The sequence below is a fragment of the Cohnella ginsengisoli genome, from assembly GCF_029525555.1.
Lineage (GTDB): Bacteria > Bacillota > Bacilli > Paenibacillales > Paenibacillaceae > Cohnella > Cohnella ginsengisoli.
Genome location: NZ_JAPDHZ010000002.1, coordinates 490030 through 514669 on the forward strand (window position 1 = coordinate 490030; position 24640 = coordinate 514669).

Consider the following 24640-nt stretch of genomic DNA (forward strand, 5'->3'; position numbering starts at 1 on the left):
AATAAATCCTTGCCGCCCGGCCCGATGTGAAAAACGGCCACAAGCAAGGATCGCGCGCCCGTCGCGTCACTCGGTTGATCGGCAGTCGTTAGCATGAGACAATCTTAGATCAAGAGGTGTTTTATTAGAAGGAGGATTTAGGGTGCAATATCGTTCATTAGGTCAAAGCGGGCTTCAAGTATCGGCGATCGGACTCGGCACGAACGCGTTCGGAAAACGGTCCGACCGGGAGACGTCGATCCGGATCGTTCATGAGGCGCTGGACAGCGGCATCAATATGCTGGACACGGCCAACATCTATGCGGGGACGCAGTCGGAGACGATCATCGGGGAGGCGCTGGCGGGAAGGCGTCACGAAGCGGTATTGGCCACCAAGGCGGGGCTGCCGATGGGCCAAGGCCCGAACGACAGAGGCTCGTCCCGCTTCCATCTTCAACGGGAGCTGGAGGGCAGCCTGAGGAGGCTGAAGACGGATTACGTGGATCTATACCAGATCCATACGTTCGATCCGGCGACGCCGCTGGAGGAGACGCTGCGAACGCTGGACGACTTGATCGCGGCAGGCAAGGTGCGTTATATCGGCGCGTCCAATTATGCAGCCTGGGAGCTCATGAAGGCGCTCGGCGTCAGCGAGCGGCGCGGGTTCGAGCGCTTCGTCTGCACGCAGGCCAGCTATTCGCTCGCCGATCGCACGCCCGAGACCGAGCTCATCCCGCTATGCCTCGACCAAGGCGTCGGGCTCATCCCGTACTTCCCGCTCGCGGGCGGCATTCTGACCGGCAAATACGGCGCATACGGCGATGCGGCGCCGGAAGGTTCGCGCGCGGACACGGATCCTTCGTTCCGCCGGTTCCTCGGCGGACGGGCGGACGAGCTCGGCCGGCAGGTCGCCGCGCTGGCTGGCGAGCTCGGCGTACAGCCGGCGGCGCTCGCGATCGCCTGGCTGCTCGCCCGCCCCGCCGTCGCCACGGTCATCGCCGGCGCGACCCGGCCCGAGCAGCTTCGCGCCAACCTGGAGGCGGATGCCCTTCGCCTGACAGAGGAGACGCTTGACAGGCTGGACCGGATCAGCGACGATTTCCGGCATGGCAGCCCGTTCGCCGTATATCGCTTGTCATAAACTTGCAAACCCAGCTACCGCGGCCGCGTATCGCGCAAATGTGCAGGAAAGTCAGCCGATGGCGATTTTTCAAGGGAATATCGCGCAAAAATGCATCATCCGTCGTCGATTATAGCGAAAAACGGCCACTGACGAACATGGATGATGCACATTGGCACGATAGACGAGCACTTCCCACTAGCATCCCAGCTTAATGATGTACTTTTGCGCGATACGGACACGATTGCTCGTTAAAATAGTCGATTATGTCCCTTCGTGATGCCCCTCGCCCTTCGCCGGCATATCCTGCGCAGGATCGGGCGAGATTTTGTGCGGGATCTCGCCGGGCGGCAGCGGTCCGTCTTCGCCAAGATAGTAATGCCGGACGGGCTTCATATCGTCGCCGAACTCGTAGACGAGCGGTATCGCCGTCGGAATGTTGAGGTTGACGACGCCGTCCTCGGGCAGATCGTCCAGGTACCGGATCAGCGCCCGCAGCGTGTTGCCGTGCGCGCAGAGCAGCAGCTTGCGCCCCGCCGACAGCTGGGGCAAGATTTTTTTCTCCCAATAGACGAGCACGCGGTCCGCCGTGTCGTCCAGATTTTCCGTCAGCGGAACGTCGCCGTCGATGTCTTTATAACGGGGATCGTCGCCCGCATACCTTTCGTCGTCCCGCTCGAGCGCAGGCGGGCGCTCGCTCACGGACCTGCGCCAGAGCAGCACCTGGTCGGCGCCGTAGCGCGCCGCCGTCTCCGCTTTGTTGAGGCCCTGCAGCGCGCCGTAATGCCGTTCGTTGAGCCGCCAGCTCTTGGAGACCGGGATCCAGAGCTGGTCGAGCTCGTCCAGAATGATGCCCATCGTCCGAATCGCCCGCGTCAGCACCGACGAGAAGGCGGCGTCAAAGGCGAATCCGTTCGCGCGCAGCACCTGTCCCGCCCGCCGGGCTTCCTTGAGCCCCTGTTCGGACAGATCCGAATCGGTCCAGCCCGTGAACCGGTTTTCCAGGTTGTATTCGCTCTGACCGTGCCTCACGAATACGATCTTCATCCCATTCCCTCCGTTTCCACTCGCTTCTCGTATTATAACCGCAATCCTTCGACGAGGACATTCGCCCAGGGTATTCAAATCGAACCGGAGCATGTATAATGAACCGGACGACAATCGGCCCCGGCTTTTCCGAGAGAGGAAAGCCCCATACAAACGACATTTTAGAACGGAATAGACCGCGATCGGTACGGCACCGCATTAACGATCCCGGCGCATTCGTTCAACTTCGAGAGGAGTTTTTTTGTTGTTGCAAAAATTGAAAAGCAACTGGTTCTTCAACGCGCGCAGAGACATTCTGTCCGGGTTGACGGTCGCTTTTGCGCTCATACCGGAAGCGATCGCCTTCTCGATCTTGGCCGGCGTCGACCCGATGGTCGGCTTGTACGCCTCCTTCTGCATCGCCGTGACGATCTCGATCGTCGGCGGCCGTCCCGGCATGATCTCCGCCGCGACCGGCGCTATGGCTTCCCTTATGGGGCCGATCGTCGCCAAGTACGGCATCGAATATATTTATGCCGCCGCGCTGCTGACCGGCGCCATCCAATTCATCATGGGACTTTTGCGGTTCGGGCGGTTCATCACCTTTATCCCCCATTCCGTCGTGACCGGCTTCGTCAACGCGCTGGCGATCATCATCTTCGTGGCGCAGCTGCCGAACTTCGAAGGCGCGAACTGGCAGATGTACGCGATGGTGGCGTGTACGCTCGCGATCATTTACTTGTTCCCGCTGCTGACCAAAGCCGTGCCTTCCGCCCTCGTCGCCATCATCGTCATGACGATCGTGTCGGTCAGCCTCGGCCTCGATCTGCGGACGGTCGGCGACATGGGGCCGATCACGCAGAAGCTGCCGCTCTTTCATTTCCCGGACATCGACTTCACCTTCGCGGCGATCTGGCGCATCGTGCCGATCTCGCTCGCGCTCGCGGTCGTCGGCTTGACCGAATCGCTCATGACCGCGACGATCGTCGACGAGTTGACGGAGACGAAGAGCGACAAAAACCGCGAGGTTCGCGGACAAGGGATCGCGAACGTCGTCTCCGGCTTGTTCGGCGGCATGGCCGGCTGCGCCATGATCGGACAGACGGTCATCAACGTCAAATCCGGCGGTCGTTCGCGGCTCTCGACGTTCGTGGCGGGCGTATTCCTGCTGTTTTTGATCCTCGTTCTGGGCGACGTCGTCCGCGAGATTCCGATGGCCGCGCTCGTCGGCGTCATGATCATGGTGTCGATCGGCACTTTCGACTGGCGATCGCTGACGACACTAGCCAAGATTCCGCGCAGCGACGCCCTGATCATGGTCGTGACCGTCGGCATCGTCGTCGCCACGTCCAATCTCGCGTTTGGCGTACTCGCGGGCGTCGTGCTCAGCGCCGTCTATTTCGGATGGCGCTCCGCCCAGATCAAAGCGCATACGGATTCGGACTCGGACGGTCGCAAAGTATACCGGATCGCAGGCCAACTCTTCTTCGGCACGTGAACCACTTCGTGAACTTGTTTGATTACAAGGCAGATCCTTTGAAGATCACGATTGATTTCTCGGCCTCTCACGTTTGGGATCACTCAGCCGTCACGGCGATCGCGAAGGCGGTCGACAAGTACGAGCAGAACGGCAAAACGGTGCTGATCGTCGGATTGAACGAAGACAGCCGCCGGCTGCTGGAGCGCTCGGGACTATCCGGCGCGACGCGCGCGAGCTAGCGTCGATGCCGCTGCCCATTCCAATCGCGCCCGAACGCAAAAACACCGCCAGAGGGCGGTCTTTTTTGCTTCATCCGGTATTTCTCCGGGAGGGAAAGGCTTGCGCGAGAAAAAGCATATAGTCATAGCCGCCCGCTTTGGAATCGGTCCTAGGCAGCTGCGATATGCCCAAATCATACCGGTCGGGCGGAAGCATCGATAGGGGAGCCGGACAACGAAAAAAGCGCCGGTCTCGGCCGACGCTTTCACCATTACCGCTCAATGCCCATCAAATTAGCGAATCCGCCGGATAGACGATGCCGATCTGCCGCCTCGCCTCGTCCATGACGTCGAGGACCACGGCCATCCGCTCGTGCGTATTGATCTCGGATTCCGTCCTGCCCTCCCGAACGAGGTTCACGAATTCCTGCAGCTCGTATAACATCGTATGCTCGGATTGCGGCGCGGACAGCTCCTCTTCGCGGCCGTCCCGGTAACGGATGCGTACGCGCTCCGGCTGGCTGATCTGATCGATCAGGATGCTTCCCTCTTCCCCCTGGATCTCGCTCGGCGCGTACGAATTGGTGATTTTGGAGTACATCGCCACCGCCTCCATGTCGGCGTACCGCAGCAGCAGGCTGCCCTCGCCGTCGGCGCCGGATTCAAGCATCACGCCGCTAGCTTTAACGGCCAACGGCTTGCCGAACCAGTAGATCGCCGGGTACAGGCAGTAGATGCCCAGATCCATCAAGGCTCCGTTCGACAACGACGGATTAAACGCGTTCAGCACCGTTCCCGCGCGGTAGGCGTCATAGCGCGAAGAGTATTGCCCGTAGTTGCCGACATATCGCCGCACCTTGCCGATCGAAGGCAGCGCCCGCCCGATGGCCTTGAAGCTCGGCATAAACGTCGGCTTCATCGCCTCCATGAGCAGCACGCCGTGCTTGCGCGCTTCCTCGATCATACGCCGGGCTTCCGCGCCGTTCGAAGCGACCGGCTTTTCGCAGAGCACGTGGATGCCGCGACGCATGAAAAGCATCGATTGCTCCGCATGAAAGACGTTCGGCGTCGCGATGTAGACGGCATCGATCAAGCCGCTTGCCGCCATCGCCTCCATATCGTCGAAAGCATGCGGGATGCCGTGCTTCGCGGCATAAGCCTCCGCGCGTTCCAGCGAGCGCGAGCAGACCGCCGCCGCTTCGAAGCCTTCAGCTTCCTTCGCCGCCGAGAGCAGCCTATCCGTGATCCAATTCGTGCCGACCAGTCCGAATCTTACCGTCATGAGTATATGGCTCCTTGCGCAGTTGGTATAGGATAACGGGTAACGTTCTAATTAGATCACAAGCCTTCGCGGAAAAACAAGTTCCGGTACGCGTACTTCGAGCCGGCGGGCTTGAAATCGAGGGCGAGATAACCGGGCGAGCCATCGACGGCGCGCAAATCGCCCGAGCGAACGCTGCGGCGCACAAGCGCGGATACGGCCCTTCGGTCGCCGCGCGCCATCGCGGACGCCAGCACGATGGCGTACCCCCGATCCGCCGCGAGCGCGCTGACAAAAGGCAGAAGCGCCGCCGCGACCGCCCGGTGCGCGCCTGGCACGAAGTAAAACTGGACGCTGCCCGGGGGGGAATCGTTATGCCCGTAGCGTATGCATCCTGCGTGCCCGGCGACGGAAAATCGATAAAATAGCCGATGCCGTTGGTTCCGATACCTTGTTCTAGCCGTCCGGCGAGCGGCGAGGCTTCCCGCAGCTGCCGCTTCATATCGTCTAACCGCAGCCCGACGACGCTGCGCGACCAGCGATACGCATACCGGCCGTTCGTGGCGACCGATCGGTAAAAGGGCAGCATGGCGCGCGCGGACAGCAGCAGCGCACGGGCTACGCCGCGAATCGCTTCCGTTTGATCGCCGCTCCGGCAGGCCCCTTCGCGCCGTCCGCCGCAGACCGACCCTCGCAGCAATAACGGGCGGCTCCGTCCATGCCTTCGCGCTTCGTTTCGCGCCTCAAGGCGGCTTCTGATTTCCCTTGCTTTCCTCGTGTCGATCATCGCGAAGCTCCTCTCTTCCGCATGCGTGTCGTCCGTCTCCCGATAAGATATGAGGAACGCAGCGAACGCGGAAGCGGGCGGTGCGCAGGCATTTCCGAAAATGTCGAAACTTCGCTTGTCAAAACGGAATGAACTGTATAGAATCGACAAAGGATTTATACATATTCGCAGCATATTGGAGGTTAGCAACCATTGACGAGGCATGAAATCGGCATTCACGAACGGCCTCCGCTGGGCCAAAGCCTCATGCTCAGCCTGCAGCATCTATTCGCCATGTTCGGCTCCACGGTGCTCGTGCCGAATTTGCTCGGCGTAGACCCCGCCATCTGCTTATTGATGAACGGGATCGGCACGCTGCTGTACATTTTCATCTGCCAGGGAAAGATCCCCGCTTACCTCGGCTCCAGCTTTGCCTTTATCGCGCCGGCCGGCGCGGTCATCGGCACCTACGCCGATCACGGCGACGGCTATGCGGCGGCGCTCGGCGGATTCCTGGCGGCAGGCGTCGTCTTCGTGGTCGTCGCCCTGATCGTCCAGTTCGCCGGCACGAGCTGGATCGACGTCGTCTTCCCGCCCGCAGCGATGGGCGCGATCGTCGCCGTCATCGGCCTCGAGCTTATTCCCGTCGCAGCCGGCATGGCCGGCTGGATCCCGCAGTCGACGGACGGCCCCGATTGGTCGCCGGACGGCACCGTCATCGGCGTGAGCGTGTTCACGCTCCTCGTTACCGTCCTCGGCTCCGTGCTGTTTCGCGGCTTCATGAAGATCATCCCGATCCTGTTCGGCATCGTCGCCGGCTACGTCCTGTCCGGGCTGGTCGGGCTGACCGATTTCGCCGGCGTGAAAAGCGCGGGCTGGCTGGCGTCGCCGACGTTTACCGCGCCTTCGTTCGAATGGTCGGCCGTCCTCACGATCGTGCCCGCCGCCCTCGTCGTCGTCGTCGAGCACATCGGCCACCTGATCGTCAACGGCAACATCGTCGGCAAGGACCTGTCCAAGGACCCGGGCCTGAACCGCTCGATGCTCGGCAACGGTATCTCGACGATTCTGTCCGCCTTCGCCGGATCGACGCCCAATACGACCTACGGCGAAAATATCGGCGTGCTCGCCATTACGCGCGTCTACTCCACCTTCGTCATCGGCGGCGCCGCCGTCATCGCGATCGTGCTCTCCTTCTTCGGCAAGCTGTCCGCGCTCATCGCGGCAATTCCGCCTGCCGTCATGGGCGGCGTATCGCTCTTGCTGTTCGGGGTCATCGCCGCCTCGGGCCTGCGGATGCTCGTCGAATCGAAGGTCGACTACAGCAAGCCGGTCAATCTGTTCCTCACGACGATCGTGCTCGTTACCGGGCTGTCGGGCGTCAAGATTACGGCCGGCGATTTCTCGCTGTCGGGCATGGCGCTCGCCACCGTCGTCGCGATCGCGATGAGCCTGCTGTTCAAGCTGTTCGAGTTGCTCGGCTGGTCGAACGAGAAGGAAGGCTCGCATTAGAACGAATCGCAAGTAAAAACGTCTCGCCGTCCTTTAAGGATCGCGAGACGTTTTTATTGGAGACGAATCAGAATGCAAGCTTTTGGCGGGTTTTCTGTATTCAGGTCATGCCGAAGCGCGCCAACTGCTCCCATTGTCCCTCCAGCCGCAAAATCTCGGATTGCTTGTCGCCGATCAGGTCGAAGTGCGGGAAGGGTCTGCGCGCATGAATGTAAGCCGGGTTCAAGCCATGCCGTTCGCACCAGTCGGCCAGCTTGAGCAGGTCCGCGCAGCCTACCTTCGTGATCGTCTTGACGCCGGGGAACCGGGGCTCGAACCAATAATGCGTTAAATAAGCGATCTCGCCTTCGGCCACCCTCCGCTTCCAGGCTTCGAGTTCTTCGCGTTTGACCCCGAACGCCATGCTCCTTTTCCTCCTTCTTCTATCCGCGGCGCGAGCGTCTCGCCCGAATGTCCTCCGACCATTTGAACAGCAGCTCCTGAATTTCCGCAGGGCGGGTCGGCTTGCTCAAAAAATCGTTCATGCCCGCGGCCAGGCATGCCGCCCGGTCTTCCTGACGCGCGAACGCCGTCAGCGCGACGATGACCGGGCGACGATGCTCAGGGAGCAGCTCCTTGATCTTCGCCGCTGCCTGCAAGCCGTCCATCGCCGGCATCTGCACGTCCATCAGCACCAGGTCGAACGGCTGCGCGATCGCCGCGGTGACCGCGGCTTGCCCGTCCGCCGCGATCGTCGGCTCATAGCCCAGCTTGTTCAGCATGGCCCGGATGATCTGCTGGTTCACCGCGTGGTCCTCCGCCACCAGAATCCGCATCGGCCCGAAGCGCGGCTCGCTTTGTCCCTCCGTCGCGTCCGTCCGATCCGCGGCAACGTGCGTTCCGTCCTTTGCGGCCGCATCCGCATGCTCGGGCTGCGCCTGCGAGGACAGCGTGAACCGGAACGTCGAGCCTTGCCCCTCGATCGTATCGAATCCGATCGAGCCGCCCATGAGCTCGACCAGCTTTTTGCAGATGGACAGCCCGAGTCCGGTTCCGCCATACTTGCGATTGGTGCCGGAGTGCAATTGGGAGAACGCTTGGAACAGCATGTTCTGCTTGTCCTTCGGAATGCCGATCCCGGTGTCCTGCACCGCGAATTCGACTAGCATGGATTCCTTGTTCCTCGTCGGCATCCCCCGAACGTACAAGTACACCGACCCCGTCTCCGTGAACTTGACGGCATTGCTCATCAAGTTGACGAGTACCTGCCGCAGCCGTACCGGGTCGCCGAACATCAGCTCAGGCACATCCCCTTCGAACCGGAGACCGAGCTCGATTTTTTTGTCCGCGGCCTGCGCCCTGAACAGCTCAAGCGCTTCGCTGGCCGTATCCCGCACCGAGATCGGCTCATAATGAAGCACGAGCTTGCCCGCTTCGATCTTGCTGAAGTCCAGAATCTCGTTCAGGATATGCATCAGCGACTCGCCGCTCCGGCCGATGACCTCCGCATAGCCGCGCTGTTCTTCCGACAGCTCGGTATCGAGCAGCAGCCCCGTCATGCCGATGACGCCGTTCATCGGCGTCCGAAGCTCGTGGCTCATCACCGACAGGAACTCGGACTTGGCCCGGTCCGCGCTCTCCGCTCTTTCCTTCGCCTCGATGATCTCCTTTTCGCCGGTCACGTCCCGGAAGACGACGACGGCGCCTTTGGGTACGCCGTCCTCGTATGTCGGCGAGATTCGATAGTCCGCCAAGAAGCTCGTACCGTTGCTTTTCCAAAAAACCGCGTCCTTGTCATGGTACGCGCGCCCTTCCCGAAGCGCCAGAATCAACGGGGATTCGTCGTCCCAGTAGCTTTGCCCGTCCATCCCGGTCTGAAGCAGATAGCGCAGCGCGGATACGTCGGGCAGACGATCCTCCCGCAAGCCGAGCATCAAGGCGCCCGACTGATTGATGAAGGTAAAGTTCCCTTCCTCGTCCAGCCCGAAGATTCCCTCGGTGACGGAGTTCAAGATCCGGGTATGCTCCTCGTTCAGCTTGTAAACGCGCTCTGTATGCTGCTTCGCAGCCGTAATGTCTGTCGCGATGCCGTATATGCCGACCGTCTCGCCGTTCACGACGATCGGCACGTTCGTGATGCTGAGCGCGAGGATGTCCCCGCCCTTGCGGATGAGGCGCGCCTCGTACGTCTGCGGCTTCCCTTGGAACGCCCGATTGACATGCTCGGTCAGCTTGTCCAGATCTTCCGGATACGTTAGCGGCGCGAACGACAGCTCGCGAAGCTCCTCCAGGTCGTAGCCGGTCAGCTGCTCCATCGCGGGGTTGATTTTGATGAAGCGGCCCGTCGAATCAATGGAGCAAATGGGGGTGTTGTTCAGGTCGAACAGACACCTGTACCGGCTCTCGCTTTCCATGAGCTTCTCTTCGGCGCGCTTGCGGGCGGTAATATCGATCGAGATGCCGTACACGCCGACGACCTCGCCGTCTACGACGATCGGGATGTTCGACACGTTGGTATCGATCTCGCGCCCGTCTTTGCGGATTATCGTGATCTCGTAATTCTGCGCTTCGCCTCGCGCCGCCAGCGCGAAGTGATGCGCAGTCTTGGCCTCGTAGCGGGGCGGCACGAGCGGTCCGTAGTACATCCCGATCAATTCCTCGAGCGTGTATCCCGTCAGTTTTTCCAAATTCGGATTGGCCGTCAAATATTCGCCCTTGAGATTCATCGAGTATACGGCGGACTGATTGTATTCGAAAAGCGACTTGTAGCGCTGCTCGCTCTCCTGCAGCCGCTGCTCGAACTGCCTGCGTTCGGTAATGTCCTGGACCGTGCCAAGCAGGCGCATCGGTTGCTTGGAATCGACGTCAAGCACTTCCCAGGTGCCTTCGAGAAAACGCGTCGAACCGTCGGGAAGGAAAAGACGGTAGACGACCGAATCTTTTAGCGTATCGGCGGATACTTGATCCAGATGGCTGTGGATTCGCTGACGATCCTCCTCCGGTATGTTCGCCATGGCGGAATCGATGCTGCCCGATTCGAAGCTCTCCGGCAGGCCGAGGACGCGCCTCGCCCCCTTGGACAGCGTAATGACGTCGCTGGCGAGATCGATCTCGTACGTGCCCATCTTGGCGATCCGCTGCGCTTCGTCCAGCTTGTCCTCGTATTGCTTGCGGTCGCTCACGTCGCGTGCGACGGACAACACCCTGTCCGCCTGCTCCGTCTCGTCCCAAATGACTTGGGACCATACTTCGAACCAGAGATAACGGCCGTCCTTGCGGCGGACGCGCCGAAGAAAAAACTGATCGTTCGAGTATAGCTGGCCCGGTTGGCTCATCTCGCGCGCATCGTCCGGATGATAGTAATTTTGCCTCAGTTTGCGGGTCATTTCTTCTGGCGTGTATCCGAGCACGTCCAGGCAGGACGGCGAGATATAGAGCAGCTCGCCTTCGAGCGAGCTTATCGATACGAGATCGTGCGAATTGCGGGTGAGGAGCATGTACAGGTGACGGTTGTCCAGGACGGGAATCCGTTCGGTCTTAAGATTGGTGATGTCCAGCATTTCCGCGCACAAATACAGCGCCTCGCCGGTCTCGGGGTCCCTGACGGACGACAAGCGCATGCGCACCCAAACGGTGCGCCCTTGTTTATGAAGAAGACGCTTCTCGATCTCTTCCATATGGCCGCTATGCGCCTTGCATCTGTCAGCCGCCGCCCGGTAGAAGGACGGACGATTCGGATCGCGATCGGTAATATCGGGAAAAGGCACCCCGATCAGCTCCTCTTCGCGGTAGCCCAGCATATCGCACAATGCCGGATTCAGCTTGAGAAGCGTATCGTCGGATGCCGAAATGACGGCAAAGCCGTTGATCGAAAAATTGCTGGCTTGCTGGAAGATGATGCCGTAATCCAAAGGGGATGTCATCCGCGAGCCTCCAAGTTCTGAGTGAATCGCCTGCCAATGCGAGCCGGTTGGCGAATTTTTGATAAAATTATAACATGCGCCCGCGGCGAATACGCAACGCAATTCATCGCAGCCCGAATCGCATCTTCTCCAATAATAAACCGAACCGCCAAGCGCGAATCACGCCGGCGAACGCGAGAACAGCTCGCGAGCGAGCGTGATCCAAGCCTTCGCGGCAAGCGGCAGGTAACCCTCCCGCCTCCATGCCATGACCAGCTGCCAAGGCAGTCCGGGCGGCGTCAACGCTACGGTACGCAAACGCTCGGGGCGGAGCTGCGCGCAGATCGTCGCGGGCAGCAGGGCGATGCCGAGTCCTTCGCCCACCATTTGCCCGATGAAATCCCACTGCGAGCTCTCCGCGACGATATTCGGCTCGAAGCCCGCCGCCTCGCATGCGGCCGTGATCCTTCCGTGCAACGTGAAGTCCGCGCGGAACAGCACGAACGCCTCCTCCGCGAGCTCCGCCAGCGCCAGCGCGGGCCTTTCCGCCAAACGGTGTCCCGCGGGAAGCACGACCTTCATGCGATCGTCGATGACGTTAAACGAATCGTAGAACGCGGCGTCGATCGGCGTCAGCAGAACGCCGACGTCCACCAAGCCGGCCCGCAAGTCTTCGTCCAGCCGGTTGGCGCCCGCTTCGGACAGACGGATCTCGACGCCCGGGTACTGTCTCCGATATTCGCCGATGACGCCCGGAAAAAAGTTGGAGCCCGCCATCGGCGGCAGTCCGAGCCGTAGCGTACCCTGGCGCAGCTCGGCCAGGTCCGTCAGCTCCCGGTGCAGCGCGTCCATCTGCGCGAGGATCGGTTCCCCGTAGCGAAGCACCGCCTCTCCCGCTTCGGTCAGCCGCGGCCGCTTGCCCTCCCGGCTGAACAACTGGACGCCGAGATCCCCCCTCCAGTTGAATGACCGTCTTGCTGAGCGTGGGCTGCGCGATGTGAAGCGCGTCTGCCGCCAGCGTGAAGCTCCCCCCGCTTCGCAATTTCTGCCACGGCCGCCAGATGCCGAATATCCATTGTACCGCCTCTCCTATAGTTAATTGGAATGATTTCTATTCTATATATTCATTTTACCTATGATATGACGATTCGTATACTTATTTTAAGGTGATTAAAAGGAGCAAAACGAATGAAAACAAACCAGATCGTTAAAATCGCGCTTCAAGTCGGCTTTTTCACCGCATGGTCCCGAGCGTCGGAAATGGCGGCCGAAGCGCTCCGTTCGCCGATTCCCGGCAGCATCCTGGGGCTGCTCGCGCTGTTCGCGCTGCTTGAGCTGAAAATCGTGAAGCTCTCCTGGATCGAGCTTGGCGCAGATTGGCTCGTCGCGCAAATGCTGCTTTTCTTCGTACCCGCCACGGTCGGCATCGTGCGCTACAAGCCGCTGATCGTGCAAAGCGGCGCCGAGATCCTCGCGACGATCCTGTTGAGCACGGCCATCGTCATGTCGGTCGCGGGATTGGCCGGCGAACGTGCGGGCAAAGCCCGCCGCGGGAAGGCGGCATCGTGATGCCGCTCGTTTGGCCCGCGCTTACCGTCCTTGTCTACGTTTGTTCGAAACGGCTGTATGCGCGGACGCGCAAGCTGTATCTGACGCCGCTCGTCGTCACCCCCGCCGTCGTCATCTCCGCGCTGCTGTTGAGCGGCTCCTCTTACGACGCGTTCGACCGGGGCGCCCATTGGATCGGAGAGATGATCGGTCCCGCGACGATCTCGCTCGCCGTCACGCTGCACAAGCATTTGCACGTGCTGAAAAAGCATGCGCGCGCCATCGCCGCGGGCGTGACCGCCGGCGGGCTCGCGGCCGTCGCCGTCTCCGCGGGGCTTGCCCGCCTGTTCGGATTGGCGGCGCCGATCATGGACAGTCTGGCACCCAAGTCGGCGACGACGCCGGTCGCCCTGTCCGTCTCGGGCGCGCTCGGCGGCGTGCCGACGATCACCGCGGTCGCCACGCTAGCGACGGGGCTCACGGGCATGATCGTCGGCCCCTTGCTCGTCCGCTGGATGCGCATCCGCAGCTCCGTCGGGCGGGGTATCCTGCTCGGAACCGCCGCGCATGCGGCAGGCATCGCGAAAGCGTTCGAATACGGCGCCGACGCGGGCGCCTGCGCGGGCATCGCCATGGTATGCACCGCATTCGTGACATTGTTCGCCGCGGCGCCCGTCATGTCGCTGTTCCAGTGACGATTAGACGGACGACTGAGCGCCTGCCTTCGACGCCCGGGCGGCCGCGATGAATCGCATCGCGATATATAAAATGAGAAATCCCGCCATGATCAGCGCGGAATAGCCGTACATGCGGGCGTATCCCGCGCGGGCGGCTACCGCTCCTAGCAGGACGGCCCCGATCGCGACGCCGAGGTCGGTCGAGTTGTAGAACATGCTGTTGGCGAATCCATGGCGCTCCCGCGGCGTGCTTCGCAGCATCCAAGCCTGAAGCGTCGGCTGGATCGCGCCAAAGCCGAGCCCGTACAGCAGCGCCGAGGCGATGAGCTGCGGCATGCCCGTCGCGCCGGACAGCACGAGCATGCTGGCCAGCACGCACGCGGCTGCAGGGATCAAGACGGCGGCATGCCCCCTGCGGTCGAAGATGCGGCCCGCGATCGGCCGGACGAGGATGACGGTGATCGCGTTAAAAAGGAAAAACAAGCCGACTTGGGCGATATGGACGCTCTCGCCGAACAGAGCGATGAAGCTGAGCAAGCCGCTGTACGTTACGGACAGCAGCATATTCAACAGCGCCGGGAGGAGGAGCGAAACGATACCGTTCCGGGATGCGCCTGCGGATGGGGCATCCGTTTTTGCCTTTTCCCCGGTCGCGGATCCGGAATTACCCCTAGCGGCGCGAAGCGCCGCTTCCCGGCTGTCCCTTTTTTCGCCGCGCGCGGCTCCGGTCAGCAGCAGCACGCCCGCCGACAATGCCGCCGCTGCGGCGCTGGACAGCGTCAATGCCGGGAAACCGAGCCCGCTCATGAGATTCATGCCGATCACCGGGCCGAGCGACATCGCGAGACTCGTGGACAGCCCGAAGTAGCCGATGCCTTCGCCGATCCGGTCCTGCGGGATGATCCGCGCCACGAGCGTCGGCACGATCGTGCTCGCCGTGCCGAAGCCGACGCCGTACAGCACGCGAATGACGATCAGCGACCCGACCGCGTAGGCGTAGGCGCATAGGAACGTCGTCAGCGCGGCAACCGCGAGTCCGGCGTACAGCAGCGCCGTGCGGCCGAGCTTCGGCATGAGCGCCGCCGTCGCGAAGCGGCTGGCGATGGCGGCAAGCGCGAACGTCGCCGTGACGAGACTGACGGTCAAATCCCCGCCGCCCAGCTCCCCTTTTACATAGACAGGCAGCGACGACAACAGCATTTGCAAATTGAGAAACAGTAAAAAAGAAGCCCAGCGTCAGGCCGATAAAAGCCTTCGTCCATAGCGGGGCGGTGCGTTCGGTTGTAATCATGCTGCAAAAACTCCTTCGCAGGATTGACTTGGATGACAGAAGAGCTTCCGGCGCGCAACCGCGAGCGCTCGCTACCCTTTTAACTGATCGATATGCTTGCCGACGCGATGCAGAAGATCTAGCAGCGTCTCATTCTCTTCCGACGTCAAGCACGCCGTCACTTCCGATAGCACGGCCGCCTCGATCGGCGCCGTCTCGTCGATCAGCCGCCTCCCCTCCGCCGTAGCCTCGATGAAGATCGCCCGCCTGTCCGCATGATCCGGTCGCCTGACTACCCAGCCTTTGCGGACGAGATGATCCACGATGCGCGTCGTCGTCGGCTTATCCTTGCCCGCCCGCTCGCCGAGCTCGCGTTGGATCTGGCCTTCGGAACGCGAGGCGTAATAGAGCACCGACCATTGCTCCGGCGTAATATCGTACGGTTTTAACCGCTGCATCAGCCTATTGGACATCCGCCGGTAGACGAGTCCCGTCGTGAAGCCGAGCGAGCCTTCCAGACCTTCTCTGGACATAAACGATCACCTCAATTAGTTGTCATGACAACTATATATGTTTATGCCCGTCTCGTCAACCCGCTTGTTGCGGAAAGGCGCACTCGAGTACAGCAAAGCATACATCGTCAATACGATAAAAATGATAAGGCAATCAAGCCGTCCTCCCGATATGGCGGGAGAACGGCTTGCAGCTTATCCGGCGATAATATGGAAACCCGCATCGACGTGCAGCACTTCGCCCGTGATGCCGCGGGACAGCCCGCTGATCAGGAACATCGTGGCATCTCCCACTTCCGACTGGTCGACGTTCCGGCGAAGCGGCGCCTTTTCTTCGACCGTGTTCATGATATCGTTGAAGCCCGAGACGCCCTTCGCCGCCAGCGTGCGGATCGGACCCGCGGACACCGCGTTCACGCGAATGCCGTATTTGCCCAGATCCTCGGCCAAATAGCGGACGCTCGCCTCAAGCGCTGCCTTGGCGACGCCCATCACGTTGTAATTGCGCATGACGCGCTCGGCGCCCAGATACGTTTGGGTAACGATGCTGCCGCCCGCCGTCATTAACGGCTTCGCGGCCTTCGCGACGGCGACCAGGGAGAAGGCGCTCGATTCCTGCGCGAGCAGGTAGCCTTCGCGCGACGTGTCGACGTACTCGCCGCCGAGCTCGTCCTTGTCCGCAAAGGCGAGCGAGTGCACGACGCCGTGCACGACGCCCGCTTCAGCGCCGATCCTGCCGAACGCCGCTTCGATCGACGCGTCGTCGGACACGTCGCACTGCACCGTCAGCAGCGGGTCGATGCCGCTCTCCGCGAGCAGCTTGGCGAGCTTTTCGTACGATCTCTCCTTGCGGTACGTGAAAATCAGGCGGGCGCCCTGCGCGTGCAGCGACTTGGCGATCCCCCAGCCGATGCTCCGTTCGTTGGCGATTCCCATGACGATGACATTTTGACCGTTAAGCAATCCAGACACTTCCATCTACCTCCGCTTGCGCTATTCATTTATGGATGATTCATTATAGCCCAATGCGGTGGCGAAGGACAGGCCGGCGCGCGACGTCCCCAATGCGCTGCCCGCGTTACCCGGCGCTCGCGGCTGTATCGGCCGCATCGTCGGGATCGACGCCGCGCGTTTCCCTGCCCCATGCGAGCAGCACGACGACCCCGACGACGATCGCGCCGCAAAAGATCAAAAAAGACGCCGGTAATGCCCGTCCCGCGTTCCAGCAAATAACCGACCAGATAAGGACCGATCACGCCGCCAATGCGGCCGAACGATGCGGCCATGCCCGCGCCGGTCGACCGGATGCGCGTCGGATACAGCTCGGGCGTATAGGCATACATCGCGCCCCATGCGCCTAGATTAAAGAATGACAGGCAAGCGCCGGCCGTCATGAGCGCGGCATCGCTCGTCGCCCAGCCGAACCACCACGCGCAGATCGCCGTTCCGATCAGATAGATCGTCAGCACGAGCTTGCGCCCCAATTTCTCGATGAGCCACGCCGCGCTGAAGTAGCCGGGCAGCTGGGCGAGCGTCATGAACAGGACGTATTCGAAGCTTTTGACCAGGCTGAAGCCCTTGAGCACCATGACCTGCGGCAGCCAAAGAAACATTCCATAATAGGAAAAGACGACCGTGAACCGAAGCACCCAGAGGGCGACGGTCGAAGTCCGGTAACGCGGCGCCCACAGCTGCGCGAACCGCTCGCGAAGCTTGAAGCGCTCGCGGGAGCGCTGCTGCTCCCGGAACCTCGGCGCGTCCTGCACCGCCCGGCGCAAATAAACCGCGTACAGGCAGGGGAGCGCGCCGATGACGAAGGCGGCTCGCCAGCCGTAGTCCGGGATGACGAAATAACCGATGAGCGCGGCGGCGATCCATCCGACCGCCCAGAAGCTCTCGAGCAGCACGACGGCGCGCCCCCTGTCCTCGGCTCTCACCGATTCGGACACGAGCGTCGAAGCAACCGGCAGTTCTCCGCCAAGCCCGAAGCCGGCCGCGAACCGGAGCAGGCATAGCATGGCGAAGCTGGCCGCGAGCGCCGACAGACCGCTGGCGAGGCTGAATACGATCAGCGTGGCGAGCAGCACGGTGCGTCTGCCGTAGCGGTCCGCCATCGAGCCGGCTACGGCGGCGCCGGCCGCCATCCCGACCGAGCCGATCGCGGCCAACAGTCCAAGCTGCTGCTTGCCTAGATCCCAGTCGGCCGCCAGCGCCGCGGCGACGAACGAGATCAGTCCGACGTCCATCGCGTCGAACAGCCAGCTGAGACCCGCGCTGACCATGAGCTTGCGCTGTCCCGTCCGCCCTGTCGGTCCGGCCGGTCCTGACGATCCGGTTTGTTCGGTCGATCCGGACCGCCTTGTCCTTCCATTCGCGATCGCCTTGCCCATGCGGCGTCGCCTCCTTTTCCGTCGAATCGCGTTATGGTTAGTCTTACCCGATTTCAGCCGTTTTTTTGTTTGCCGGTCCTTTTTTTGATACATTTAGAAAATGGGAGAAGGAGGAAGCGTCTTGGGTAACACGGAATGGCTCTGGTTAATCGGCGCAGCGGCTGCGCTATTCGCCTTCTTCTTGGCAGGCGGCATCTACGTTTTTTCATTGAGCCGGCGAGGCTCGCCGTGACCCGGCGCGAGATCGAATCCCCGTGGCTGCCCGCGGGCTTCGACGGCATCAAGATCGTACAATTCAGCGATACGCATATCGGACCCAACTATTCGGTCAAGAGACTCGAAGGTCTCATCTCGACGATCGCAGCGGAAAAGCCCGATATCGTCGCGTTCACGGGCGACCTTTTCGATGCCAGGAAGCATAATCCCGAGCGGGAAAAAGACCTGTCCCCGCTGTTGTCCCGCATTGAGGCTCCCCTTGGCAAGTTCGCCGTCTACGGCAATCACGACTTCGGGTACGAGCGGACCAAACGCAGCACGAACCCTTCGCTGGAAAAGGCTGGCTTCGAACTGCTGCTGAACGAAACCAAAAAAATACGGTTGGAAAACGGCGAGCATCTGACGGTAGCGGGGCTGGACGACTACGTACTTGGCAAGCCGGACCCGTCGCGCGCGCTCGCGAAGCTCCGTCCGGACGGCTTCAACCTGCTGCTCGTGCACGAGCCAGACGTTGCGGCCTTTCTCGTTCGCTATCCGATCGACCTGCAGCTGTCGGGCCACAGCCACGGCGGACAAGTCAAGCTTCCGATCGTCGGCGCGCTTGTCCGCACGCAGCTCGGCAGACGATATTTGTCCGGTTTGCACGTCGTCTCCGACCGGCGCCGCCCGCGCAGGCCTTACTTGCTGTACGTGAACCGGGGCATCGGCACGACGCGCTTTCGGGTCAGGCTCGGCAGCGTGCCGGAGCTTTGCGTATTTACGTTGCGCCGGCGCAAGGCTTCGGACGTCTAGTTTCGGGAAAAAACGTCTCTCGCATCGACAAACGACCCCGGCAGCATGCGCTCCCGGGGTCGTTCGTCATTCTCGTCTGGCAGAGGCGATAGGCGGTCTTATTCGGCAGCCGGCGGCGTGAAGCTACGCTTCGCGAACTCGGCGTCCATCATGAAGAACGCGTTGCTGTCGTCGGCGATGCGCTTCAGCTTGGCGATAATGCTGTCGAACAGCGCCTCTTCTTCCACCTGCTCGTCGATGAACCACTTCAAAAATTGAATGGTCGCGTGCTCGCGATCGTTCAGCGCGAGGTCGGACAGATGGTAGATGCGGCGGGTCACTTCTTGCTCGTGCTCGTAGGCGTGCTCGAATACTTCGAGGATGGAGCCGTAGTCGTTTTGCGGATCGGGAATGCCCTTCAGCTTGACCTTTTTGCCGCGGTCGTTCAGATACTTATAAATCTTGGACGCGTGAAAGCGTTCCTCTTCGGCCTGGATGACGAAAAAGTTCGCGAAGCCGTCCAAGCTCTCGGCGGAGCAGTAGCCGGCCATCGCGAGGTAGACGTGCGCGGAATGCAGTTCAAAGTTAAGCTGCTCGTTCAGCGCGTCGTGCAGCGTGTCGTTCATCATGCGAAGCGCACCTCCATCGATTGTTGTTCGAACGCTAATCAGTTTACCACATTTTGCCTCGCTCGCCCATGGCGGCGAACGACAAAATCCGCGTTTCGCCTTTGGCCGTTCGACCTTCGGGGCCCAGGCGCATATCGGCAGGTTAGGCGCACCGGTAAGAAAACATGGACCCGCAGCCGCCGTCATGGCATAATCGAAGCAGGCTTGGGTATCTATGGAAAGCAGCATAGCGAGGTGAATCAAATGGAAACCGAATCCCTGCGCATGGTCGAAAAGCTGGCCGAGAAAAAAATGAAAATCTTCAAGCAGAGCAAGCTCCGCTATCTCGCCCGTTCGGCGCTCGCCAGCATGTTCATCGGCTTCGGCGTCATCGTCGCCTTCAAGACGGGGAACTATTTTTACCTCGAGCACTCGCCGCTGACGTATCCGATGGCGGCGATTACGTTCGGCGCGGCGATCATCCTGATCGTGTACGGCGGCGGCGACCTGTTTACCGGCAATACGTTCTACTACTCCTACACGGCACTCCGCCGGAAAATCCGTTGGTCCGACACGATCAAGCTGTGGTGCTGGAGCTATGCCGGCAATACCATCGGCGCATGCTTGTTCGCGTTCATGATTTTCGCCACCGCCCTGTTCAAGGACGCGAGCGTCAACGGCTTCCTGCTCAGCGTCGTGGACAAGAAGATGAACACGCCGGTCATCGAGCTGTTTTTCCGGGGCATCCTGTGCAATTGGCTTGTCTGTCTTGCCTTTTTCGTCCCGATGTCGATGAAGGAAAACGGCGCTAAAATGTTCGCGATGATGCTGTTCGTCTTCTGCTTTTTTATCTCGGGCTACGAACATAGCATCGCTAACATGTGCACGTTCGCCATCGCGCTCGTGCTGCACCACCCGGGCACGATCTCGCTCGGCGGCGTCCTCCACAACTTGATCCCGGTCACGCTGGGCAATCTGATCGGGGGCGGCGTGCTCATGGCTTACATGTATTATTATGTCAATAAGCCTTTCATGGAAGAGTCGCAGCAAGACGAACAATAGAAGCGGTATAAGGAGAGGATTCGAATGAAAAAAACGAGAATCGTCGTCATCGGCGCGGGAGCCGTCGGTTCGACGACCGCCTACACGCTCATGCTGCGCAACCGGGTGGACGAGCTGGTGCTCATCGACGCCAATCACAAAAAAGCCGTCGGCGACGCGCTCGACATGAATCACGGCATGCCTTTCCTCGGCGGCGGCGATCTATGGGCGGGCAGCTACGAGGACTGCAAGGATGCGGACATCATCGTCATCACCGCAGGCGCCGCCCAGCGTGAAGGCGAATCGCGCGTCGACTTGCTGAAGCGCAATGCCGTCATTATCGACAGCATCGTCGAAGAAGTGCTCAAGTACAACACGAGCGGCATCCTGCTCATCGCCTCGAATCCGGTCGACATCATGAGCTATATCACTTGGAAAAAGTCGGGCTGGCCGGTCGAGCGGATCATCGGCTCGGGAACGCTGCTCGACAGCGCGCGCTTCCGTTACCTGATCGGCGAGAAGCTGAAGATCGACCCGCGCAGCGTGCACGGCCATATCGTCGGCGAGCACGGCGACTCCGAGCTGCCGCTCTGGAGCCTGGCCAACGTTGCGGGCGCCGAGCTGTCTTTGAGCGACGCCGACAAGGAAGAAGTGTTCGCGAATACGCGCGACGCCGCGTATCAGATCATTAGCGCTAAGGGCGCGACCTACTACGCCATCGCCCTCGCGCTCGACCGGATCTGCACGGCGATCCTACGGGACGAAGGCGCAGTTCTCAATGTCTCCACCCTGCTGCACGATTACCACGGCGTTTCGGACGTATTCCTCGGCGTGCCCTGCGTCGTCGACCGCCAGGGCGTGCGGGAGATCATCGATATCAAGATCTCGGACTTCGAGCGCGAGCTGCTGCATCGATCCGCCGACAAGCTGCATAATCTCATCGCGAGCATCGGCGTCTGATCGCCTTGATTTTCGCTTCGCTACAAACGAACAGACCCCCTGCCGTCCTGCTGGACGGTCAGGGGGTCTGTCGCTTAAGCGCGCGCACGGCGCGCTTACTCTTGCACGATCAGGCCGAGCCGGTTGCGCCATGCGACCGGGACGTCCGTCGCGGATTGACCGCGATCGCCTGCCGTCGACTGCAGGCTCGCGAGCTCGCCCGTCAGCTCGCCGAACCAAGCCGTATCGCGGATCGCCAGCGACACGTCGATCAGGTTGCGAAGCTGCTCTTCGTTGTACTTCGCCGACTGCGGCAGCGCCCGCAGCGAGCCGACAGGCACCGCAATCTCCGTGCCGATCGCTTCGACGCGATCCGAAGCGGTGACGTATATGCCTGCGGCGCCTTGCATCGACAGAATCGAATTGACGAAGCCTTGAATCAGTTCACCTTGACTAGTCCTGCCGGCCACCCATTCTCCCATTTCAAATCGCATGCAAATCACCGCCTGTTCTTAGGTATCAGCCTGCATGCCGGTATCTGTGGCGCTTTCCACTGAATCGGCTTCGGCTATACTGTTATTATAATGGTTACAGTTAATTTCGTCAAGCGCTCCCACTTCCCTCCTTCCGGACCACTTCGGTCAGCATGCGCCCGAGATCCGCATACACGCTGCCGATCAGCTTAAGCCGTTCGGGATCCGCGCCTGCCATGCTCTGTCCAAGGCTCTCAAGCTGTACGCTTCTTGCCCGTTCGGTCGCTTCCCGCAGCTTGTCCTGCGCCTCCGGCGACGGATCCGCGACCGTGTCCGCGAAGCGGTCGACGCAATCCGCCGCCGCCGCTAGCGCCGGGACGAGTCCCGGGACCTGCAGCCCGGCTTCGTCGAGTTCGATCAAGCTTCGGGCGATGCCCCGCGCTTGCACCGACAGATGCTCCAGGCGCTCCATCACGGCCGAGACGCGCTCGACCCGCTCCCGGCGCATGCGTCCGAGCGGCACGAACTTCAAGCTCTGTCTCGCGAGCGCGGTCGCTTCGTTGCCTCTTTGGATGAGCAGCAGCAGTCCCCGCGCCTCCTCGAGCACCTGCATCGGGCGCCGTTTCCCGCGTACCGCCTCGTCGTATTCCCGCAGCACCGCCGCGATCCTTTTACCAAGACCCGATGCCGCATTTAGCGCTTCGCGCGTCGTGTCTCGCGGGACGAGCGCGAGATTGACGGCGACGGCGACGCCCGAGCCGAGCAGCGTCTCCAGGATCCGGTAGGCCGCATAGCCGTTCGCATTGCCGAAGGCCAGCACGAGCAGCGCCGATACGCCGATCTGCGCGCCGATCTGCGCATTGAAGCGCATTGCGTTCGACACCGACAGACCGGCGAGCACGACCAAGGCCACCGTCCATGCGTTCACGCTCAACCATTGGCCAGCCAACAGGCTAATCCCGATGCCGACGACGATGCCGACGATCCGGTACAATCCCTTCTGGATGGAGTCGGCCACTGTCACCTGCAGCGTGAGAATGGCGGCGATCGGCGCGAAGTACGGATAGGAATGCGGCATGACCGCCTCCGCCAGCACCCACGACAAGCCGCACGCCAACGCCGTTTTGACCGATTGTAAATCGAGGCCCAGTTTGCGCAGCCACAGGAACGCGTCCCGCATCATCCCGTTCACTTCCCTTTTCCTCATTAACCTCATTATAGCAAGCAATAACCAGGTTTGAATCGCGTTATCAGCACGTCCGCGTTACGAATGAAGTCTCCGTCAGCGTCTCTTTGTACAAACTGTCGGCCCAGTCATACAAAGTGGTCTCGGCCAGCGTCTCTTCGCACCAATTGTCGGCCTAGTCATACCAAGTAGTCTCGGTCAGCTTCTCTTCGCAGCAACAGTCGGCGAGTGCGTCGAAAGTAGTCTCCCATCAGCGTTTCCTCGCGCCGCCACCTGTCCGGTGGCGGCTATTGCGGTTCAGCACGATGCCAAGTAGTCTCCGCACAGTATCCACCAGCCTCTCGTCCCGTTGAACACACCAAAAAAAACGGAACGAAGCAGCGCAATCGCGCTGCTTCGTTCCGTTTTTCTCGATTTACCGGACTTTAGACTTCAACCGACGCCTTCGCCGCCGTATACCGGTTGGCCGGAATCGGCACGCCGAGATTGCCGCGAAGCGTGTCGGCTTCATATTCCGTGCGATAGATGCCGCGCTCCTGAAGGAGCGGCACGACATGCGCGACGAAGTCGTTCAGGCCGCTCGGGAACGTCGAGTGAATGATGAAGCCGTCGGCGGCTTCTTCCTCGTGCCACTGCTGGATCTGGTCTGCGATCCGCTCCGGCGTGCCGATGAATTGGCCACGGGGCGTCGCCGCGCGAAGCGCCACTTGGCGGAGCGTGAGCCCCTGCTCGCGCGCGTCCTTTTTGATCTTGTCCGTGCCGCTTCGGAAGCTGTTGCTGCCGAGGTCGCCGATATCCGGGAACGGCTCGTCGAGCGGATACTGCGAAAAATCGTGATGCTCGAAAAACCGGCCGAGGTAATCCAGCGCTTTGTCGATCGATACGAGATTGGCGATCTCCTCGTATTTACGCTCCGCCTCCTCCTGCGTGCGGCCGATGATCGGTCCGATGCCCGGCAGGATAACGATGTCGTCGCGCGAACGGCCGAAGGCGACCGCGCGGTCTTTTGACGTCCCTGTAGAAAGCCTTTGCCTCCTGCAGATTCTCCTGCCCGGTAAAGACGGCGTCGGCTTCCTTGGCCGCCAGGTTTTTGCCGCTCTCCGAAGAGCCCGCCTGGAAGATGACCGGCTGGCCTTGCTTCGAGCGAGCGACGTTCAGCGGCCCTTCCACGGAAAAGTACTTGCCCTTATGGTTCAACCTGTGCAGCTTGGAAGGATCGAAAAACACGCCGGACGCCTTGTCGCGCACGAAAGCGTCGTCTTCCCAAGAATCCCAGAGTCCTTTCGTCACGGCCAGATACTCCTCCGCGATCTGGTAGCGCTCGTCATGCGTCGGATGCTCCGTCTTCCCGTAGTTGCGTGCGGAGCCTTCGAGCGGAGAGGTCACGACGTTCCAGCCTGCGCGGCCGCCGCTGATCTGGTCGAGCGATCCGAACTGGCGCGCCACCGTGAACGGCTCGCTATAGGAGGAGGACAGCGTGCCGACGAGCCCGATCTTCTTCGTGACGGCCGCGAGCGCGGATAAAATCGTAATCGGCTCGAAGCGGTTCAGGAAGTGGGGGATGGACTTTTCGTTGATATAAAGGCCGTCCGCGATAAAGACGAGGTCGAACAGGCCTTCTTCCGCCTTCTGGGCGGCCTGCACGTAGAAGGGAAGGCTGACGCTCGCGTCGGACGGGATCTCCGGATGTCTCCATGCCGAGATGTTGCCGCCTACGCCGTGGATGATGGCGCCGAATTTCAGCTTTTTGCGTGCGCTCATAGTAT

Annotated in this window: 19 protein-coding genes and 4 pseudogenes; 8 read left to right on the plus strand and 15 right to left on the minus strand. The window is 61.1% G+C overall.

Annotated elements, in window-relative coordinates:
* The first annotated feature begins 142 nt into the window (after positions 1-142).
* Positions 143-1120, plus strand: coding sequence for an aldo/keto reductase (locus tag OMP38_RS02500; protein ID WP_277563731.1), 978 nt, complete (start codon positions 143-145; stop codon positions 1118-1120).
* Positions 1121-1363: 243 nt separating this feature from the next.
* Here the strand turns inward: OMP38_RS02500 and gpmA are convergent, their stop codons facing one another.
* Positions 1364-2146 carry a 2,3-diphosphoglycerate-dependent phosphoglycerate mutase gene (gpmA, locus tag OMP38_RS02505; RefSeq protein WP_277563732.1) on the minus strand — a complete coding sequence of 261 codons (783 nt, stop codon included), beginning with the start codon at positions 2144-2146 and terminating at the stop codon, positions 1364-1366.
* A 244-nt stretch (positions 2147-2390) separates the two neighbouring features.
* Between gpmA and OMP38_RS02510 the strand changes: the two are divergent.
* A pseudogene (locus OMP38_RS02510) lies at positions 2391-3844 on the plus strand (SulP family inorganic anion transporter).
* A gap of 268 nt (positions 3845-4112) precedes the next feature.
* Here the strand turns inward: OMP38_RS02510 and OMP38_RS02515 are convergent.
* A complete protein-coding gene (locus OMP38_RS02515; protein WP_277563733.1) occupies positions 4113-5105 on the minus strand; it encodes a Gfo/Idh/MocA family protein in 993 nt (330 codons plus the stop codon).
* 56 nt (positions 5106-5161) lie between these two features.
* Positions 5162-5422, minus strand: coding sequence for a hypothetical protein (locus OMP38_RS02520; RefSeq protein WP_277563734.1), 261 nt, complete (start codon positions 5420-5422; stop codon positions 5162-5164).
* A 641-nt stretch (positions 5423-6063) separates the two neighbouring features.
* Between OMP38_RS02520 and uraA the strand changes: the two genes are divergently transcribed.
* Positions 6064-7362: a uracil permease gene (uraA, locus tag OMP38_RS02525; protein ID WP_277563735.1), complete on the plus strand. Its 1299-nt coding sequence runs from the start codon at positions 6064-6066 to the stop codon at positions 7360-7362.
* A 100-nt stretch (positions 7363-7462) separates the two neighbouring features.
* Here the strand turns inward: uraA and OMP38_RS02530 are convergent, their stop codons facing one another.
* The 4 genes and pseudogenes from OMP38_RS02530 to OMP38_RS35470 form a co-directional block, all read right to left on the minus strand.
* Positions 7463-7765 carry a hypothetical protein gene (locus OMP38_RS02530; protein ID WP_277563736.1) on the minus strand — a complete coding sequence of 101 codons (303 nt, stop codon included), beginning with the start codon at positions 7763-7765 and terminating at the stop codon, positions 7463-7465.
* 19 nt (positions 7766-7784) lie between these two features.
* Positions 7785-11264: a PAS domain-containing hybrid sensor histidine kinase/response regulator gene (locus OMP38_RS02535; protein WP_277563737.1), complete on the minus strand. Its 3480-nt coding sequence runs from the start codon at positions 11262-11264 to the stop codon at positions 7785-7787.
* 159 nt (positions 11265-11423) lie between these two features.
* The gene (locus tag OMP38_RS02540) at positions 11424-12179 is read right to left on the minus strand and encodes a LysR substrate-binding domain-containing protein (RefSeq protein ID WP_277563738.1); all 756 of its coding nucleotides are present in this window, start codon (positions 12177-12179) and stop codon (positions 11424-11426) included.
* A gap of 52 nt (positions 12180-12231) precedes the next feature.
* Positions 12232-12285: pseudogene (locus tag OMP38_RS35470) on the minus strand (hypothetical protein); the annotation flags it as partial.
* 146 nt (positions 12286-12431) lie between these two features.
* Here OMP38_RS35470 and OMP38_RS02545 point away from each other — a divergent pair.
* Together OMP38_RS02545 and OMP38_RS02550 are read left to right on the plus strand one after the other, a co-directional pair.
* Positions 12432-12812: a CidA/LrgA family holin-like protein gene (locus OMP38_RS02545; protein WP_277563739.1), complete on the plus strand. Its 381-nt coding sequence runs from the start codon at positions 12432-12434 to the stop codon at positions 12810-12812.
* The gene (locus OMP38_RS02550) at positions 12812-13486 is read left to right on the plus strand and encodes an LrgB family protein (RefSeq protein ID WP_277563740.1); all 675 of its coding nucleotides are present in this window, start codon (positions 12812-12814) and stop codon (positions 13484-13486) included. Before OMP38_RS02545 ends, OMP38_RS02550 begins: the two co-directional genes overlap by 1 nt.
* 3 nt (positions 13487-13489) lie before the next feature.
* On the opposite strand, the gene OMP38_RS02555 is transcribed toward OMP38_RS02550, so the two are convergent.
* The 4 genes and pseudogenes from OMP38_RS02555 to OMP38_RS02570 all read right to left on the minus strand — a co-directional run bounded on the left by OMP38_RS02555 (position 13490) and on the right by OMP38_RS02570 (position 17532).
* Positions 13490-14668, minus strand: coding sequence for an MFS transporter (locus OMP38_RS02555; RefSeq protein ID WP_277565145.1), 1179 nt, complete (start codon positions 14666-14668; stop codon positions 13490-13492).
* Positions 14669-14830: 162 nt separating this feature from the next.
* Complete coding sequence (locus tag OMP38_RS02560; RefSeq protein ID WP_277563741.1) at positions 14831-15271, minus strand: MarR family winged helix-turn-helix transcriptional regulator; 441 nt, start codon at positions 15269-15271, stop codon at positions 14831-14833.
* Positions 15272-15445: 174 nt separating this feature from the next.
* Positions 15446-16228, minus strand: a complete 783-nt coding sequence (gene fabI / locus OMP38_RS02565) for an enoyl-ACP reductase FabI (protein ID WP_420869579.1) — start codon at positions 16226-16228, stop codon at positions 15446-15448.
* Positions 16229-16328: 100 nt separating this feature from the next.
* A pseudogene (locus OMP38_RS02570) lies at positions 16329-17532 on the minus strand (MFS transporter).
* Between the two features lie 336 nt (positions 17533-17868).
* Between OMP38_RS02570 and OMP38_RS02575 the strand changes: the two are divergent.
* The gene (locus OMP38_RS02575) at positions 17869-18648 is read left to right on the plus strand and encodes a metallophosphoesterase (protein ID WP_277563743.1); all 780 of its coding nucleotides are present in this window, start codon (positions 17869-17871) and stop codon (positions 18646-18648) included.
* Positions 18649-18746: 98 nt separating this feature from the next.
* Here OMP38_RS02575 and OMP38_RS02580 read toward each other — a convergent pair whose 3' ends face one another.
* Positions 18747-19253, minus strand: coding sequence for a ferritin (locus tag OMP38_RS02580; RefSeq protein ID WP_277565146.1), 507 nt, complete (start codon positions 19251-19253; stop codon positions 18747-18749).
* 246 nt (positions 19254-19499) lie between these two features.
* Here OMP38_RS02580 and OMP38_RS02585 point away from each other — a divergent pair, with 246 nt between their 5' ends.
* Positions 19500-20297, plus strand: a complete 798-nt coding sequence (locus tag OMP38_RS02585) for a formate/nitrite transporter family protein (RefSeq protein WP_277563744.1) — start codon at positions 19500-19502, stop codon at positions 20295-20297.
* A gap of 24 nt (positions 20298-20321) precedes the next feature.
* Entirely contained in the window at positions 20322-21236 is a 915-nt protein-coding gene (locus OMP38_RS02590) for an L-lactate dehydrogenase (protein WP_277563745.1), read from the plus strand.
* A 95-nt stretch (positions 21237-21331) separates the two neighbouring features.
* Here the strand turns inward: OMP38_RS02590 and OMP38_RS02595 are convergent, their stop codons facing one another.
* From OMP38_RS02595 to OMP38_RS02605, 3 genes and pseudogenes are all read right to left on the minus strand, one after another.
* On the minus strand, positions 21332-21709 hold the full coding sequence (locus tag OMP38_RS02595) for an IDEAL domain-containing protein (RefSeq protein WP_277563746.1): 378 nt from the start codon (positions 21707-21709) through the stop codon (positions 21332-21334).
* Positions 21710-21818: 109 nt separating this feature from the next.
* The gene (locus tag OMP38_RS02600; protein WP_277565147.1) at positions 21819-22871 is read right to left on the minus strand and encodes an FUSC family protein; all 1053 of its coding nucleotides are present in this window, start codon (positions 22869-22871) and stop codon (positions 21819-21821) included.
* Between the two features lie 428 nt (positions 22872-23299).
* A pseudogene (locus tag OMP38_RS02605) lies at positions 23300-24635 on the minus strand (LLM class flavin-dependent oxidoreductase).
* Positions 24636-24640 lie beyond the last annotated feature (5 nt).

Bases quoted from the DNA above. Each gene is read 5' to 3' on its own strand.
- OMP38_RS02530 (WP_277563736.1), bottom strand. From the start codon at position 7,765: ATGGCGTTCGGGGTCAAACGCGAAGAACTCGAAGCCTGGAAGCGGAGG.
- fabI (WP_420869579.1), bottom strand. From the start codon at position 16,228: ATGGAAGTGTCTGGATTGCTTAACGGTCAAAATGTCATCGTCATGGGA.
- OMP38_RS02550 (WP_277563740.1), top strand. From the start codon at position 12,812: ATGCCGCTCGTTTGGCCCGCGCTTACCGTCCTTGTCTACGTTTGTTCG.
- OMP38_RS02595 (WP_277563746.1), bottom strand. From the start codon at position 21,709: ATGCGATTTGAAATGGGAGAATGGGTGGCCGGCAGGACTAGTCAAGGT.
- OMP38_RS02590 (WP_277563745.1), top strand. From the start codon at position 20,322: ATGAAAAAAACGAGAATCGTCGTCATCGGCGCGGGAGCCGTCGGTTCG.
- OMP38_RS02560 (WP_277563741.1), bottom strand. From the start codon at position 15,271: ATGTCCAGAGAAGGTCTGGAAGGCTCGCTCGGCTTCACGACGGGACTC.
- OMP38_RS02585 (WP_277563744.1), top strand. From the start codon at position 19,500: ATGGAAACCGAATCCCTGCGCATGGTCGAAAAGCTGGCCGAGAAAAAA.
- gpmA (WP_277563732.1), bottom strand. From the start codon at position 2,146: ATGAAGATCGTATTCGTGAGGCACGGTCAGAGCGAATACAACCTGGAA.
- OMP38_RS02555 (WP_277565145.1), bottom strand. From the start codon at position 14,668: ATGCTGTTGTCGTCGCTGCCTGTCTATGTAAAAGGGGAGCTGGGCGGC.
- OMP38_RS02515 (WP_277563733.1), bottom strand. From the start codon at position 5,105: ATGACGGTAAGATTCGGACTGGTCGGCACGAATTGGATCACGGATAGG.
- OMP38_RS02535 (WP_277563737.1), bottom strand. From the start codon at position 11,264: ATGACATCCCCTTTGGATTACGGCATCATCTTCCAGCAAGCCAGCAAT.
- OMP38_RS02580 (WP_277565146.1), bottom strand. From the start codon at position 19,253: ATGAACGACACGCTGCACGACGCGCTGAACGAGCAGCTTAACTTTGAA.
- OMP38_RS02600 (WP_277565147.1), bottom strand. From the start codon at position 22,871: ATGATGCGGGACGCGTTCCTGTGGCTGCGCAAACTGGGCCTCGATTTA.
- OMP38_RS02545 (WP_277563739.1), top strand. From the start codon at position 12,432: ATGAAAACAAACCAGATCGTTAAAATCGCGCTTCAAGTCGGCTTTTTC.